The organism is Persicirhabdus sediminis, from assembly GCF_016595495.1.
Lineage (GTDB): Bacteria > Verrucomicrobiota > Verrucomicrobiia > Verrucomicrobiales > Akkermansiaceae > Persicirhabdus > Persicirhabdus sediminis.
Map to the genome: position 1 here is coordinate 54326 of NZ_JAENIM010000016.1, position 14767 is coordinate 69092.

Annotated in this window: 16 protein-coding genes; 11 read left to right on the forward strand and 5 right to left on the reverse strand. The window is 45.6% G+C overall.

Features of this window, described 5'->3' with window-relative positions; all coding sequences use genetic code 11:
- The 11 genes from JIN82_RS02940 to JIN82_RS02990 all read left to right on the forward strand — a co-directional run bounded on the left by JIN82_RS02940 (position 1) and on the right by JIN82_RS02990 (position 9212).
- A complete protein-coding gene (locus JIN82_RS02940; RefSeq protein WP_200310147.1) occupies positions 1–1572 on the forward strand; it encodes a type II secretion system protein GspD in 1572 nt (523 codons plus the stop codon).
- Between the two features lie 102 nt (positions 1573–1674).
- Positions 1675–2253 (forward strand): hypothetical protein, encoded by a 579-nt coding sequence (locus JIN82_RS02945; RefSeq protein ID WP_200310148.1) that lies wholly within the window; start codon positions 1675–1677, stop codon positions 2251–2253.
- Entirely contained in the window at positions 2250–3941 is a 1692-nt protein-coding gene (locus tag JIN82_RS02950) for a GspE/PulE family protein (RefSeq protein ID WP_200310149.1), read from the forward strand. Before JIN82_RS02945 ends, JIN82_RS02950 begins: the two co-directional genes overlap by 4 nt.
- The gene (locus tag JIN82_RS02955; protein WP_200310150.1) at positions 3941–5134 is read left to right on the forward strand and encodes a type II secretion system F family protein; all 1194 of its coding nucleotides are present in this window, start codon (positions 3941–3943) and stop codon (positions 5132–5134) included. The genes JIN82_RS02950 and JIN82_RS02955 overlap by 1 nt, the downstream gene beginning before the upstream one ends.
- Positions 5135–5146: 12 nt before the next feature.
- Positions 5147–5575, forward strand: coding sequence for a hypothetical protein (locus JIN82_RS02960; protein ID WP_200310151.1), 429 nt, complete (start codon positions 5147–5149; stop codon positions 5573–5575).
- Positions 5576–5589: 14 nt separating this feature from the next.
- Positions 5590–5991: a hypothetical protein gene (locus JIN82_RS02965; protein WP_200310152.1), complete on the forward strand. Its 402-nt coding sequence runs from the start codon at positions 5590–5592 to the stop codon at positions 5989–5991.
- A 192-nt stretch (positions 5992–6183) separates the two neighbouring features.
- Positions 6184–6513: a hypothetical protein gene (locus JIN82_RS02970; RefSeq protein ID WP_200310153.1), complete on the forward strand. Its 330-nt coding sequence runs from the start codon at positions 6184–6186 to the stop codon at positions 6511–6513.
- 172 nt (positions 6514–6685) lie between these two features.
- Positions 6686–7480, forward strand: coding sequence for a hypothetical protein (locus JIN82_RS02975; RefSeq protein ID WP_200310154.1), 795 nt, complete (start codon positions 6686–6688; stop codon positions 7478–7480).
- A 5-nt stretch (positions 7481–7485) separates the two neighbouring features.
- Complete coding sequence (locus JIN82_RS02980; protein ID WP_200310155.1) at positions 7486–8136, forward strand: hypothetical protein; 651 nt, start codon at positions 7486–7488, stop codon at positions 8134–8136.
- On the forward strand, positions 8133–8609 hold the full coding sequence (locus JIN82_RS02985) for a hypothetical protein (RefSeq protein ID WP_200310156.1): 477 nt from the start codon (positions 8133–8135) through the stop codon (positions 8607–8609). Before JIN82_RS02980 ends, JIN82_RS02985 begins: the two co-directional genes overlap by 4 nt.
- A gap of 15 nt (positions 8610–8624) precedes the next feature.
- The gene (locus JIN82_RS02990; protein ID WP_200310157.1) at positions 8625–9212 is read left to right on the forward strand and encodes a hypothetical protein; all 588 of its coding nucleotides are present in this window, start codon (positions 8625–8627) and stop codon (positions 9210–9212) included.
- Positions 9213–9231: 19 nt separating this feature from the next.
- Here JIN82_RS02990 and JIN82_RS02995 read toward each other — a convergent pair whose 3' ends face one another.
- From JIN82_RS02995 to JIN82_RS03015, 5 genes are all read right to left on the reverse strand, one after another.
- Positions 9232–11190 carry a hypothetical protein gene (locus JIN82_RS02995; protein ID WP_234041735.1) on the reverse strand — a complete coding sequence of 653 codons (1959 nt, stop codon included), beginning with the start codon at positions 11188–11190 and terminating at the stop codon, positions 9232–9234.
- Positions 11191–11225: 35 nt separating this feature from the next.
- Positions 11226–12464, reverse strand: a complete 1239-nt coding sequence (locus JIN82_RS03000) for a hypothetical protein (protein WP_200310159.1) — start codon at positions 12462–12464, stop codon at positions 11226–11228.
- Positions 12464–12889 carry a hypothetical protein gene (locus JIN82_RS03005; RefSeq protein WP_200310160.1) on the reverse strand — a complete coding sequence of 142 codons (426 nt, stop codon included), beginning with the start codon at positions 12887–12889 and terminating at the stop codon, positions 12464–12466. Before JIN82_RS03005 ends, JIN82_RS03000 begins: the two co-directional genes overlap by 1 nt.
- A gap of 22 nt (positions 12890–12911) precedes the next feature.
- Entirely contained in the window at positions 12912–13634 is a 723-nt protein-coding gene (locus JIN82_RS03010) for a hypothetical protein (protein WP_200310161.1), read from the reverse strand.
- Between the two features lie 275 nt (positions 13635–13909).
- Positions 13910–14695, reverse strand: a complete 786-nt coding sequence (locus JIN82_RS03015) for a hypothetical protein (protein ID WP_200310162.1) — start codon at positions 14693–14695, stop codon at positions 13910–13912.
- Positions 14696–14767: the final 72 nt, after the last annotated feature.

Below are 14767 nucleotides of genomic sequence, written 5' to 3' on the forward strand. Positions count from 1 at the left end.
ATGAAAAAACTAGTAATGACCATGATGGCACTGTCGGTGCCAGTGACGCCGCTAATGGCGCAGGATATGTCTGCAGGCGCAGGTGAAGCTGTAGTTGAGCAGGTAGAACAGGCAGCAGCGGCTGTTGATCAGGCGGCCAACCCGCAAGGGGATGTCGTAGGCGAAGAAATGCCTGCTACGGAGGAAGTTGTAGGTGAAGCGCTTGTTGTTGACGGCCAAGAGCAGGACACAGTGCAAGCGGGTGATGGATCTTATAAAATCACCAACGCAAAGCTGAATGATATTTTCCTATTACTCGCGAAGAAGGCTGATAAGCAGTATTTCTACAATGATCAAATTGCAGAGCGTACAGTAACTGGTCACTTGAATGGTGATCTTAATCCACTGAAGCAAATGGAGGAGCTCGCTTACCAATACGGTCTTCGTATGTATGAGCGCGGTAATACTGTTTACGCGATGACAGAAGCTCAGCTTGACCAACTTCCAGCTACTGAGTGGAGCTACCAACTGCGTTATCTTCGTCCATCTGACATGAGCCAAATCAAAATGTTGATTTCTCCATTGCTCACACCAGGTCGTGGCATCGTCAACTTTGAGCCAAAAACAAATACCCTTGTGATTATTGATTCAGTCAATCGCATGGAAAGAGTGAAAGCTCTGCTCGCTAAGATTGACAAACCTAAGGGGCAAATCGTTGTGGAAGTTAAAGTTCTTCGCGTTAACCGTAATGAAGGTAGCTACCGTGGTACTGATTGGTCTAGCACTTTGGGTCGCAGCGGACTTTCAATCAATACAGTTGCAAGTTTGAACAATGTATTTGGTATCCCATCTGCCGCTGTAGGTGATGCTGTAGGCATCTCTGGAGGAGCAATTCTCTCTGAAACATCTACAGCTAACGTGATTTTGAGCCCTGTTGAATTGCAGGCCGTTGTCCGCGCACTGGATGAAAACGGGATTGCAACACAACAGTCAAACCCTGTTGTGATCACGGAAGATAACGAAGCTGCTCTGGTAGCTCTCATTGATCGTTACCCAATCATCACAACAACAACTAACCAAGGAACAAGCACAAGTTCTGTATCTGAGGAAGTTCGTTACACAATTGATGAAAGTGATTCTACTGATCCAGAAAATACACGTGAGATTGGTGTGACACTATCTTTAACTCCAACACTGCTTCCTGATGGCACAGTACGTATGAATATGCGTCCTCGTGTAGCTCAGATCACGGAGTTCATTTCTAGCGCAGTTACAGAGAACACATATCCACGTGTTAGCGAAGCCACAATCGATACGATTGCCCGTATCCCAGATGGTCACTCACTGGTTGTCGGTGGTTTCTTCACTGAAGAAAGCCGCAAGGACAAGAATGGTATCCCTATCTTAGGCAAGATTCCAGTTCTTAACTTCTTCTTCGGCAGTGAGTCTGATACTCAGGAGAAAGCTAGCCTTTGCTTCATCATTACTCCGACTTCATATGACCCAGCTGATCGCTCAGCGAATGATCATCATTCGAATAAAGCGCATAATTTCCTTCACGGAAATCAAGCTGTACCAGCTGCAGGGAAGTAATTTTAGGTTGTTTAATTTAAATCCCCTCGTCGCTGGAGTCATCCAGGGGAGGGGATTTTTATTCCAACATCGTAGACCCCTAAAACCCGTTAATATTAAATTATGGAAGTAGGAGCAGGAGAGCCTAAATTGCCGAAAATTAATGTAAAAAGTGCATTTGTGCCATCACACATGGAGCACTCACTTTTGCATACACTTCGTATTATTCAGGAGTTAGATCTAGCAACCCATGACGAGTGCATGAAGGTTCGTATGAAGGTCCGTGGTAAATGGGAGCTGGGACAGCCAGCGGATGCGGTTGAGGTTCTGGCCAGAATGCAGGGGCGTCCTGATGAGATTCTTGACGAGTCTATCGAAAGGATTTCGCAAAAATTGGCAGGATCGTGTGTGATCCCGCCTGCTCGTATTCCGTTTGCATCTCGATTTGAGATGCCAATGGCATTTTACGACAAATATCCAGATTTACAGAAGTTAGCCAGAAACTACAAAGCTCCGGTTTTGTATGCTGAGGAAGCTGACGTGATTGGTATTGGCTCGGTTAATCCATATTTTGCTGAGGCATTTGCCCAGTCTATTGAAAAACAAATTTTTGCCCAATTGGGCACCAAACCAATTATTACTATTGTGCGTCTTGAGCCAGTTAGTTGGCAGAAACTTTGTAAAACCCACTTTAAGATATGATCGAGTTTGACGGAATTAAATTAAACAAACTGATCTCTAAGCGAGTCATGGCTGCTCTTGTTGAGCATGATGCTAGTTTAAAAGATTGTGAGCCAAATGCGCTAGATTCAAAAGTCACTAAGATCGCCTTTGGAGCAGTGATGGCCAAAGTTAACAGCTTGCCATTTTTTCCTAAGGTAGCAGATTTTTGCCAGCAGCAACTGCTTGAGCGTTGTGACCCACAGGTACTTATTCGCGAGGGGTTTACACCTTTGTGCTTTGACGATAGGCGCTTGATTGTTGCTGTTGTTAACCCGTGGAATACAGCTCCTGATGAGTATATCGCACTGCGCTTTCCTGATACGGAAATTGTTAAGTTAGTTACTCTAGCTTCGGAAATTTCCAGCGCCATTGGCCAATCACCTACTTCAGCCGCTCCTAGTCAGGAGCAGTTAGAGGCCATCGATGTTGAGGATACTGAGGATGATGTTACCGATTTTGATGTCACCAAGGAATATGATGAGCCAATCGCGCAGTTGATTGCGACTATCATGGCTGATGCTGTTAACCAGCGTGCGTCAGATATTCACTTCAAGGTGGAAAAGGAAATTTTCTATTACAGCTTCCGGGTCAATGGTGATTTGGGTAAGCGCACTGAGGTGCCAATGAAACTCAAGGATCGTCTGGACGCGTACCTGCTGAACTTGATGAAGCTGGCGGCTGAGGAACGAAATGTTAAACCAGGTATCTCTGGCCGTTTCACGATTTCCTACTTCCAGCGTCCGATTGATATTCGATATGAACGTCACAGGACCTATCGAGGTTATCACATTACCATGCGATTGCTCGATAAAGGGCACTTGAACGTTGCTCTCGGTAAAGGCTCTCTGGCCTTTGATGAGCAGACACTGTTTGAGCTCTATCGTGTGATGAAAGTTCCAGCTGGAATTATTGTGATGAGTGGACCTACGGGTTCAGGAAAATCTACCACATTGAACGCAATTCTACGTGAACTGAATACTCCGGAGGTGAATATTCTTACTCTGGAAAACCCGGTTGAGGATGAAGTTCCAGGCGTTACTCACTGTGACTTGAAGAGTCCGGATGAGTTTAAGCCTATGATTTCAAGTTTCATGCGTTCTGATCCAGATATTATTCTCATGGGTGAGGTGCGTGATATTGAGTCTGCTGAACTAGCTATTGAGGCTGCCGTTACTGGTCACAAAGTTCTGACAACAATTCACACCCCGCGAGCATCTCAGATTCTTGAGCGATTCGAACAGCTAGGTATTGAGCGTTGGAAGATCGCTCAGACATTGAAGGCAGCTTGTGCTCAGCGTTTGGTGAAGACCCTGTGTCCTCACTGTAAGGTGGAGCTCGAAGGTGTCTCAGAACTGGATTGCCGTCTATTCAATCTACCAGATGAATGGTTGACGACTAAAGTCTATGAGCGTAATCTACAAGGTTGTGAGGAATGTCATGGAGGTGGTTATGTCGGACGAACAGCTATCCTTGAGATCATCCCTATTACCCCTAAAATTTCTGACATGTTATCAAAAGGAGAAATATCCCCATACGAGCTTGAAGTAAAAATTCATGAAGAGGGAGTTCTGCCTAACCTGCGTCGTAGCGGCTTGAGGCTATTCAAAGAAGGGAAAACCGATCTAAAGGCAATCAGTAAAATGATTGATATGACTTATACAGAATAATGAGTGAACAAGCACAAACTCAGGCCGCGCCAGCGGCTGCTAGCCAGGATGGAGGGGGCCAAGGGCGCGCTCGTACCGTGGCGAGACGTAAGACAACTAAGAAACAAGGCTTAGGCCAGAAGGAGATCCATTTATTTGGAAATGGGGTAAAGCTCTTTAGCAAGAAAGAACAAGTCCACTTATTTAAAGGCTTGGCTTCCATGCTGAAAGCGCAGATTAGTACAGCTGATGCGCTCAAATTCTATGCTAACGGCCACCCTAATAAAGTGTTGGCCGGCGCTCTGTTGGCAATAGCCCATGATGTGAATGATGGTATTTCCATTCACGAAGCATTTCGGAGATCGAAGAAGTTTGACGAGATGACTATCGGTCTTGTTCAAGCGGGTGGCGATTCTGGTCAGCTCTATCAGGCGTTTGCTGATTTATCCAAACGTATCACTACAGAGATGGCGTTCCGCAAGAAAATCAAAAAGGCGATTATGATTCCATGTATCGTGATGCCTATCTTGATGGGTGCCTTCATTGCTTCGCAGGTGAAAATTGTACCGCAGGTGCAAGGCATGATGAGCGGTATGAGTCAGGAGCCAGATGGCATGATTGCGCTCTCTTTCACTATCAGTGAATATACCCAAGAATATTGGGTATTAGTGGTTCTATCAATGATTGCTATTGTGGTTACCATTTTCCTATCAGCCGTGGTTAAGAACATTATTCTTAATATCTGTATGGCTAGGATTAAGGTCATCAGGCAATTGATTATGAGTTTGAGGCAGATGACTTTCCTTTCAACCATGCGTCTCCTCTATTCTAATGGTATTAGCCTAGCTAAGTCTATCAAGGTGAGTGCAAATTCTGTTAAAGGAACACCATTTTATGGTGAGCTTAATTCAGCTGCAGAAAAGTATGAAAAGCAAGGTCTCTCCTTATCAAATGCTTTTGCCAAGTTCACTTCGGTAGACCAGCAAGTTGTACACATGTTGGCGATTGGTGAAAAATCTGCTTCTCTCGACGTTCAGTTAGAATTGTTGGCAGAGATGTATGAGGAAAGCGCGGATGAGTTGATGGATACCTTTACTGGGTTTATTAGTACGGTTGTTTTGATTATGGCTGGTGTATTAGTTGCCGCTATTTTCATTGGAACATTCATGCCTATCTTCTTGATGGGACCTAAGATGATGAATCAGGCTCACTAACATAATATTATTATGGTTCAAACTAGACTCGACCGCTGGCTTAAGGAGAAGTTCATTTACGTAACTCATGTATATGTGCTGCGTATGCCGGATTTTAAACTGCCGCGTGGCTCAAAAGTACAGGAGTTAGGCGCAGAGAAAGTAGGTAACTACAGCCTTCGCATTATTGTAGCGTCTAATTCCGCCGTCGAAGATCTCACGAATAAGCTGAGAGATAGTCGGCAGATGTATGCGGTCAAAGTGGTTGAGTCTAATCCATGGTTTGGGCGATTCATCGCTCCGAAATCACAATCTTTTACCTACAGGATTGTGTTCTCCATAATGACGGTTGGAGCTTTATATAGCTCTTGGGTCTGCTTTAAGTGGTTTATGGCAACACCTGAACTATCGGATATTATTAAAAAAACCTTCTATCAGTTCACTTCGGGTGACTTCAATTAAAAGCGGAAATAAGTATGAAGAATATACAAACTAGGTCGACCAAAAGTGGAACGACATTAATTGAGATGACTATCGTCATCATGGTGATCTTGATCATTATGGGGGTGGCTACGATGTCTATGAACCAATATCGTGATTGGGCTACGAAGCAGGAGGCTATCGAAGACCTGCGATCTGTTCATATGTCTCAAAAAGCATACTTGGCGGATAATCCAACTAAGGGGCCAAGCACGCTGACTGAGGCTTTGATTACGCCATACATGCCTAACCAAGCATCTTTCCCTACCTTTAAAGATAAAGATGATAAGCCGCTTGAGGTAACGATTACGACCGTACCCCCAACGCTTAGCGGACACCCGACAGGTGGAAGCGATGATATGGAGGATGGCCAATGGAATCCTCTAGCTAATGATTAATTTATTTCAGCCGCATCAAATAGCGAATGCTTTTGGTGCGGCTGATGTGCCTTGCTAGCTTGCCAAGGCAGTTTCTTTTTTTGATTTGTGCTTCGATATATATTTTCATTCTGGTTTTTATTGGTCGTAGGTTTGTCAGCTAATCCATCTGACTTGCCAGATGGTTACCGCTTGGTGAATCACTACCAGATCGTGTCTAAAACCAAGGTCGAAGGACAAGATGTTGTTCAGTTTGATATCAAACCTGTTAGCTATTGGGTTTATACTGATGGCATGGAGGTTCGTTTGTATCTCAATCAGGCGACAAATTACCACACGAGTTACGAGGTTTACCGCGCAGATGGTGTTTCTCATCTTGATGATTCAGGCGACCTAACTTTAGCTCCTGGCTTGCAGGCATTTTCAGCTAATGGCAATATTCTTCGGCAGCTTAGTTTGACGGAAAATGAACTGGTTTTGACCTCCTTTCCGCCACGCTCGGCGCAGATAGTAATCATGCGGGCGACGGCTGTTGCGAAATAGCCAATTGCTTTTGGTTTAAGCTATTGATTATCAGGGTTGGTAGGTTGATTGATTATGTTCTGGCTAGATCGATTTGTTGATTTCTGAATAATCAATCACTAGTCAAATTTTATGCCATTTGATGGAGTGACAAGCGACGCGTGAGCTGATAAATAATTAACGTCACAAGTTTATGAAACCGGATACTTTAACACCAACGCCCCCTCGACAAACGGCACCAAATTATCGTAAGGAGATGGGCGGAATTCCTCCGTGGTTATTTTCAGCCAGCATGTTACTGAGTGCGGTTTTGTTCATCCTTTATCTAAATAAGCCTGTGTACAATGCTCCAATGGTTACACAGCAATCTCCTCAGACGGTGGATCCCTACGAGTTGATGGAGCAGGAAATGTATAAGCAGGACTACTCCAGTCCGCCAGCAACTGATGCGGATTTTGATTTTGAAGATGATCTTGTTAATGTGTCTCCAAACTCCAATGTACTTCCTGGTAGAGAAGTTACTGAAGTAGGAGAAGAGCAGCCAGCCAAGACAAATCACCCTAAGGCAGTTGATCTTACTAGTGTTGATATCGACACTCCCGAGGTGAAAAATGCTAATCCAGAAGATGGCTGGGAGCCGACTAACCTCAAAGTCCAACATGTGCTTAATGCTCAGTGGGGCAATGGGAGCCAGCAGAAAATTATGCTAGAAGTTCCGGTTCTTTACCATAGCCGGAGTTTTCATTGGACGGCTGATGATATCAGGAAGGCTCGTGAGATTCTCCGCAGGTTACAAATTTATGAAAACAACATCGCCCGTTTGAAGGCTGAGGGGGACGCCATCATGCTTCAGTGGAATATGTTAGCTGAGAGTAGTATGCCTGTGGATACACTGCGGGCTGACAGCCCAAGCCTCAATCAGACCATTACAGGGGGGAAAGCTAACTTGCTGCCAGCTGGAAACGAACAAGTAGAAATCATTAAGTAATCAGAATGATGAAGAATCTAATAGATGTAAATGGCTCTCTTTTCTCTCTAGCGACGATTGCATTTCTAGCAGCCAGTTCATCTGCGTTTGCTCAAGAGGTTGACGAGAAAGAAATTGAGACGGCTCCACAGGTGGTAGAAATTGATGAAGATAGCGTCATGCTCTCCGATCCAACAGATACACTGGCTGAAGTGGTAGAGGAAACATTGCCGACGTATGTTGACGAGAATGAAGTCCAGGAGACACCGCGAATGGTTATCGAGTTAGAAGGTGGCGGAAATTATCGCCGCTCTCCGAATCTAGAAATTTTATCTCCATGGGCACCTAAGCCACTCAGTAAAACTCCAGTAGGATGGAAATTGATTCCTGCGGCTAGTATTGTTCCTGAATATACTGAGACTGTAAAATTATCATCAAATGACCGCATCCAGCTAGCTGTGAGACCCTATATTCTCATCCCTGACACTGAGATGAGTCGTGGTGTGGCGGTTTCTGAGCCAGGTTATGATGCCGCGTTAGGTTACGCTCAGCATTCAACCGTCGGAGCTATGCTTCAGAAAAATCAAAAATCATTAGAATCTGCTAGCAAACAAGCGAATAGCGCGATTGATCAGTTGCAGGCATTGTTGGACACTTTACCAGCTACAAATCCATGAAGAGTTCATTTGTATTCACTTGTGCTAGTTTGATTGTCACTATGTTAGTGGTGGCCATTATGACGCACCGGCAATCAGCTGAATTGGTTAGTGATTTCCAGCTGCAAGATAAAAACACCATGCCGCTAGAGGGGGAATCGCCTGATTTTACAACTACCGCTACGCAATCGCAGCAGGTGATGTTGGTTAGTCATGGCGGGGAAAATGTAGCTGCCTCGGGTGAAGTTGATGCGGCCTATGCTGCCGAGCTGGACAAAAAATTAGACAGAGTGATTTCATTGATGGATCGCCTTGATCAACGACAAGCAAACTTCCAGCGCCAATTGGCTGAAACCAATCGTGATCTCACAGAATTACATTTTCGCGTGGATACTCACGATGAGTCATTCCGTCCGTTGAAGCTTAAATATGAGCCGCCTAAGGCGCAGACAGAGTTTGCTGGTGATCATATGCTTTTGCCGCCAAAGATGTAGTCATATCTTTAAGCCGTGATGATGAATAAACCTGTAGCCGCTCTGATAGGCAGCGTATTTCTCACTGCTAGTTCAGCCATTGCTGCTCCTATTTTAGCGCCGCCATTTGGATTGCAGTGGGGCGAGGGCACATCTCATGTCATTCACTGGGCTCAGGAGCAGAAGCTAGAAATTAGCGTTAAGTTCCCATCCAAAGATCAGCGTCTTCGTGAGGTGATTATCAATTCGAAAAGCGGTAATTTGCCAGCCCATTTAGCTAGTTCGCTAGAGGTTTATTACCTCAAAGATAAGCTCTATGAGGTGCGCGTGCAATATGATGGCAAAGGGAAAAGCACTGCAGCCGTCGAGCGTGATTTGAACCAAGTTAGAAAAGATCTCGCAGCGCAATACGGTAACTTTGTTCCCGACGCTGAGCGCGACCGCACGGTGGATCAATTCCGCTATCTATCAAATTCCTATCGCATTCAGCCGATTGACGGGCTGAGTTTGATTGTGATGATGACAAAAGTTGAGGACTTACTACGCAGAAAATCCGCTGCCAAATTCACCGTCATCTACCGCAACCAGAACATCTACAACCAGGTTCTAGCTGGCGGTCGTTAGATGTTCTAGGTGGCAGGCTTTATATTTCAGAGACGACTACTAGCCAATTAATGAAGTGGATTGGCGGCAGGTCATCGAGTCTCTTCATTGGTTTGAGATCGATCTCTAATTCGCTGGTGAAGATTTCACCTGAAGCAGATTTTAAATCTAGCGGAGCAATTTCCTTATCAGCATCGCTACTGATCATACTAACACGTCCGCGCAGCTCGATACCAACGTCTACATCTTCAGCTCCATAACGTTGCTCTGGTGAGAAGATGGCTACAGCTGGATAGGTGCCATCGGCATGAGATGTGAAGTTTAGATTGCTGTCAAAGAAGGTTCGTAAGTTAGAAACTAGGGCGAAGCCATGAGAGTAGTGCTGAGTCATGTCGTCTGCCCCCTCGATGATTAATGCAACATCATTGTCATCTGGGGGAAATTTGAAGTTTTCTTCGCTAACATAGAAGTTATTGTCATCGCTAGCTCTATGAGTGACGTGAATGGTGTTATTCAATTCTGGCGCAAATGACTCAGCTGCTAGGAATGTTGGAAGTTTGCTTAGATCTAGAGCAATGGCACCTTGTTTGGTAGCGCTCACGGTACGCGGTTGGATTGGGAAAGATTCATCATTAAAATTCCACGCACGGTAGTGTGCTTGCGAGCCAACGAGTGGGTGTGTTGGCCGCAGATAGTACAGGCTGCGTTGACTACCTCCAAGCTGGGTAGCTGTGATGCAGATGCCGTCAACACTAGTGGATCCTTGGTGTGGGTAGGTGCTAACAATTTCGATTGTCAGGGAGCACTGTCTAGCACCACGTGAATAGTCGTCCCATGCCGTTGGTGAAAATGATGTTCCGTTATTATTGTAGTTGCCGTGATACTTGAAGAAGTCGATCCCTCTATTTATGGGGATGAAGTTAACTTTACCGGAGTCAGATGAGCGAGAGATGGGGAAGAAATTCTCCTCATTTGAGTAGATGTTAGCATTTTTGTTATTGAAGTCTTCGCGAGACATCTGCGCTAGATCAATACCCGTGATGTCGCTCATATCTGAGATTTCACCGCCACGTCTTGTTGCGATGCCATCTACTTGTGTTCCTGCGGCAGCCTGGCGTACTTCGGATGCAAAGATTCGGCCCTCGATGTTGATATTATTCTCACCCCAGTTGCTGTTGTTATCATGCTGTCCCATCTTCATGAAAGCATCAGCTGAAATGGGGAGCTGTGAGGGGATTTCGTACAGCGATATCATGTAGTGCTTGGTTGTACTTCCAAGCTTGGTATTGTCGCTGTCTACAGATGCAAAATCGACGGCAAATGCCCACCAGTTGTGTTTGGCTAGGATTAGCTCGCCTGGTTTAGAATATCCAAATTGTATGTTAGGGTAGGGCGTTAGTGTGTATTGATTAAAAGAATTACCATCGAAGTATCCTTTACTTAGGCAGATAACAGGAGCCTCGAGGTCGTGGCCAGGGCTCAGTGCTGCATTACTATAGCTTACTGGCTGAGGTGTATCTACTTTGCTGCTAGGTTCAACAAAGACATATTTGCCATTATTTAGCCCGGCGTTGGTTAGCCCGTGAATACTAGTTAGGAAAGAATTGTCAGTGTCACCGCTGTTGCCAATGATCTGGCTATCATTTTTGATACTAGCTACAATTCCAGTTAGTGAGCTCTCTGCGTTAGCTTGTTGAATGGCAGACTCAAAAATTGACGCCCAAGAAATATCCGTGACAGGTGAGTTGCCAGCTCCAGAACCGTCCATCATCGCTTTCTGCGCTCGTTCAGGAACGATGTGAACTAGGGCACGTAGAAAGGCATCCTCTTTATCGCTATAGTCTAAGCGCAGGTGGGTTTCTTTAGAAACGTCATTCATGGTGTTCGTGAACTTATAGTTCATGAACATTACGCCCATGATGAGTACGCCCATGCTAACAACAGAAAGCATGACGGCGTACCCATTTTGACTTGTTTGATATTGGTGGGAGCGTTGCATTATCATCGTCAGTCAGTTAGTTTTGTAACTAGGTTTTATTGTATGCCATTGATGTCGGCATTCACCTTGATCCTTGGATAAATGTAGAATCTTTCGCTAGCTAGCAGCTCTGGTTCAGATTTTACTGGAGAACTATGATAGACTTCGATGTGCCAGTGGCCACCGCTAGTAGCGTAGGCTCCTAGATCCTGAATTATATTGCTGGTGGAAATTGGCTCACTATCAGTTTGTACTGTTTTGACGAGAATTCCGTTTTCTACGCTAGGGTTAAATGGCTGCCCATCTTTGCGGATGATCGTATAGGTATCACTTCCCGGATAGAGCTTGTTGTAGTCTACAGTGACCTGAGGCAGTTCAACGCTAGAGTACGAAGATGTCGCTTCTAGTCCTGAAATAGCAGCTGTTGGCATTGGGAATACCCGCATGGTCACAGTATTGAGGATTTCTTCCTCACCTAGCTTATTGAGTAGGACGTTTTTAATAATTTCGTCATCAATAGTTGGGTCATTACCTTCTGGCGGTGGTTTATTCCCTGGGTTACTAGGGTCCCAGCCACCAGTATTATTACCGTGGCCGTTGTTGCCATTATATTTCAGCGGGATCGAGTAGACGGTGATGTACTCCCATCCGTCAGCTTGGTCCTGCGGGCTTGCTGCAATATTGACCGCTCCTGTGAAATCATCTTCATAGCTACCGTCTTGGCTGATGCCGATAGCGCTGACTTCTTCTCGCTTTTTACCTGGAGGGTTTTTGTCGTATTCGTGATGTTTGATTACATTACTAGTCACGAGAGTCGCGTCATCGTCTGTATATGGAACAAGTCCCTCAACGTCGATGACGATAGAATATCCAAGATCTGCTCGAGTACGCATTTCTGAACCGCCGCGACTAAGATCAGAGGGGTCGTAAGGATGTGGGTTGTATGGGTCAGGGCTGTAGACCGAGTATTCGATAGAAGGGACCACTGCATCGATGAATTTGTGGTCTAGCATCCATGAACCATTGCCGTTTTTTTCTATGCAATGGAGCTCAAATACGGTTCCACCTTCATACACTGGATTTTGCGCATCATCGGTACCACGTTGCTGTTTGGTTTCCCAGTAGGCGATTGGTAGGGTTTCGTCTACCGGTACTTCGCGGATGAAGTTTTGGTAATTCTTGTTATTTCCATTGCCGTTACCATTGTTCATATTGGCTTGCGCCTGAACTGGCTGGTAAATAGCTGCGAGAAATGTGCAGGCTAGTAGGCTTAATTTAGCGAAATTCGTTTTCATTACTGATGGTTGTTATCCTCGGTATTTTGTTTGAGGGGTTTAACTTCAATTGGCCTGCCAGCATTGGTGGCGACAACGATTACGCGCTGCATCTCGAAGAGTTCTTGGCGGTCTTCGGCGATGGCGATGTTACCTTTTGCTTGTTCGTAGCTGATTTCCTCAGCGCGCACTAAACTTCGGTTTGTAGATGTGAATGTTTGCCAATCAACAAGTTCGCCTTGCGGTTTGCTTAACACATTTTTTTTCAGGTACTCAGGTACGTGCAGCAGGGATCCCTTTGGCACGATGGTCCAGGTAGATCCGTTACTGAGTATTTCTGAAGTCTCCATGATGCTCAGTTGTGAGCGTCTAGGGAGCTCAGAAGCAAACACATAGCTTGGGATAGATGCCAATACCAAGGCACCCGCATAGATGATAGATTTCATGTAGGGACAATGAGGTTGTCTGTTACTTGAAAGAAACTAAGAAGACCATGTCTAGCATGTCGTAACCTTTATCAGCTGGGTCACCTGACTGCTCGAATGTGAATCTTCTATCTAGCTCAACAACAAAGAGAACGTCAGCTGGGCCGATGCTTACGCGGCCTGTTTCCTTGTCAATATATGGGTGCAAGTAGTTAGTTACTTGTCCATTGCGAGCCATAGGCGTGACAGCTGGGAATTCATCACCATTGCGAAGTACTGCAAAGGAATGATCAGGGTTATCCAGTGGTGTATTTGTCCAACGGAAGTAGCTGCCTGACTCTTCGCTGAGTCCCATCATGCCAAAGTTGATTTTCTGGCCAGCGGCCACAGTGGTGCTGAATAGAGGCTCTTCGGTGGTGACAAATTCTTTAGAGAGACCGCTAAAAATGAGCTGTTCTCTTTTTTCAGTATTTATCTTAAGTTGAATCTGATTCTCACCATTCCAGTAGTTAGAACCAATGGCTCTAACTTCTAGTAAGCTGTCTTCAGAGGCGATGAGCTGATTTTGCTCATCGATTTTAGGGTCTGTTGGGTATTGGACATCCCAGGAAACGATGGGGATGGAACCTCCTGCTGTCTGACGTGCGTTCAGAAGTAGTTGGCCAGTCGGGATATTATCAGCGACTGCTGTAGCAATGAGGATGGGGGCAATTATTCCGTAGGTAATTGCGGCTTTCATCTTAACCGTTTTAAGATCGTGGTGCATGGCGGAGCAAACCTATTCTTGAAACGCTTACGGTCAAACGATTGAGGGTTATTCACGAAATAAAGCTATTGTTTACTGAGTCGCTAGTATTAAGCCTAATTCGCCATTCAATATGTGGCCTTATTTTGCTGGCTGGCTGATTAATTCACTGTAGTTGAATTGATTGCCTTGGGGGGGCGATTGATTAAACGTCTGTGAGGTGCAAGGGAATGTCAAAGTGTCAAACCAGCTATGAGCTCATGCTTGCTGAATTGCCATCTGCGCTAACTAGCAAATTACATGCCTGGAAGTTTCCAGTCGAGCCACGGGCCTTTGATGACCTCGTATTCTTCGATGAATTTCCAGCTGATACGTGAATTTTTCTGCATGCCTAGGTAATCGCGCACCGCTGGGCTGACCTGAATGGCGGCTGGTGAGCTGGCGAGGCGTAGCGCTGGATAACGAGCTTTAAATACATAAGCCCAGTCGTCCTCAGCATAGGGGCCGACGTCTTGCCATTGAGCGTAACAAACTTTGCCGCGATAATGCAGCGCGACCCAGCGGTTTTGGCAGACTGATTTCCCCTCGGTATGTTGAACCTTCCAGAACCACGGCACCGCTTCAGCGGCGTAGGGGCAGCGTGCTCCGTTAGCTAGTAGGTCATTGTATGGCAGTGCGATATAAAATGGATTGCTCTTGGGGATGAAATCACGCGGCGCATAGCCCTTGCGAAAAACCGGGTGGTCGACTCCGCCGTAGTTTTCTTGCCAGTTTGGATCCCAAGCACTTTTGGAGTAATCTTTACCTTTGCCGCGAAATGGCTTCTGGCCAATATAGAAAATATCAGCGGTGATGCCACGGCGCCACGGGTGCTCGTTGTCTTGCCATTCTTGAGCTTCTTCGGCAATTTCACGCGCTTTTGGCGGGGCCTCAAAGACCTTAAAACGTGCCGCGAGGTTGCGCTCCTGAACATCACTCACAAATTGCTCGTGAGCTTCATTGAGTTGATCTTGCAAGCTTATGCCTGCCTGACCAGCAGCTACCATCAGCCAGATGGAAATGGATGTGACTAAGGCTTTCATTGTCCGTGAACTTTAATAGCGAGAAATGGGCGTTTTGCGAAGCAAAAGTGATACTGTAGATTTGCAGGTGTA

Excerpts from the sequence above, each read along its gene's own strand:
- JIN82_RS02950 (WP_200310149.1), top strand. The coding sequence starts at position 2,250 with ATGATCGAGTTTGACGGAATTAAATTAAACAAACTGATCTCTAAGCGA.
- JIN82_RS02965 (WP_200310152.1), top strand. The coding sequence starts at position 5,590 with ATGAAGAATATACAAACTAGGTCGACCAAAAGTGGAACGACATTAATT.
- JIN82_RS03000 (WP_200310159.1), bottom strand. The coding sequence starts at position 12,464 with ATGAAAACGAATTTCGCTAAATTAAGCCTACTAGCCTGCACATTTCTC.
- JIN82_RS02995 (WP_234041735.1), bottom strand. The coding sequence starts at position 11,190 with ATGCAACGCTCCCACCAATATCAAACAAGTCAAAATGGGTACGCCGTC.
- JIN82_RS02975 (WP_200310154.1), top strand. The coding sequence starts at position 6,686 with ATGAAACCGGATACTTTAACACCAACGCCCCCTCGACAAACGGCACCA.
- JIN82_RS03005 (WP_200310160.1), bottom strand. The coding sequence starts at position 12,889 with ATGAAATCTATCATCTATGCGGGTGCCTTGGTATTGGCATCTATCCCA.
- JIN82_RS03015 (WP_200310162.1), bottom strand. The coding sequence starts at position 14,695 with ATGAAAGCCTTAGTCACATCCATTTCCATCTGGCTGATGGTAGCTGCT.
- JIN82_RS03010 (WP_200310161.1), bottom strand. The coding sequence starts at position 13,634 with ATGCACCACGATCTTAAAACGGTTAAGATGAAAGCCGCAATTACCTAC.
- JIN82_RS02985 (WP_200310156.1), top strand. The coding sequence starts at position 8,133 with ATGAAGAGTTCATTTGTATTCACTTGTGCTAGTTTGATTGTCACTATG.
- JIN82_RS02945 (WP_200310148.1), top strand. The coding sequence starts at position 1,675 with ATGGAAGTAGGAGCAGGAGAGCCTAAATTGCCGAAAATTAATGTAAAA.
- JIN82_RS02955 (WP_200310150.1), top strand. The coding sequence starts at position 3,941 with ATGAGTGAACAAGCACAAACTCAGGCCGCGCCAGCGGCTGCTAGCCAG.
- JIN82_RS02940 (WP_200310147.1), top strand. The coding sequence starts at position 1 with ATGAAAAAACTAGTAATGACCATGATGGCACTGTCGGTGCCAGTGACG.
- JIN82_RS02980 (WP_200310155.1), top strand. The coding sequence starts at position 7,486 with ATGATGAAGAATCTAATAGATGTAAATGGCTCTCTTTTCTCTCTAGCG.
- JIN82_RS02960 (WP_200310151.1), top strand. The coding sequence starts at position 5,147 with ATGGTTCAAACTAGACTCGACCGCTGGCTTAAGGAGAAGTTCATTTAC.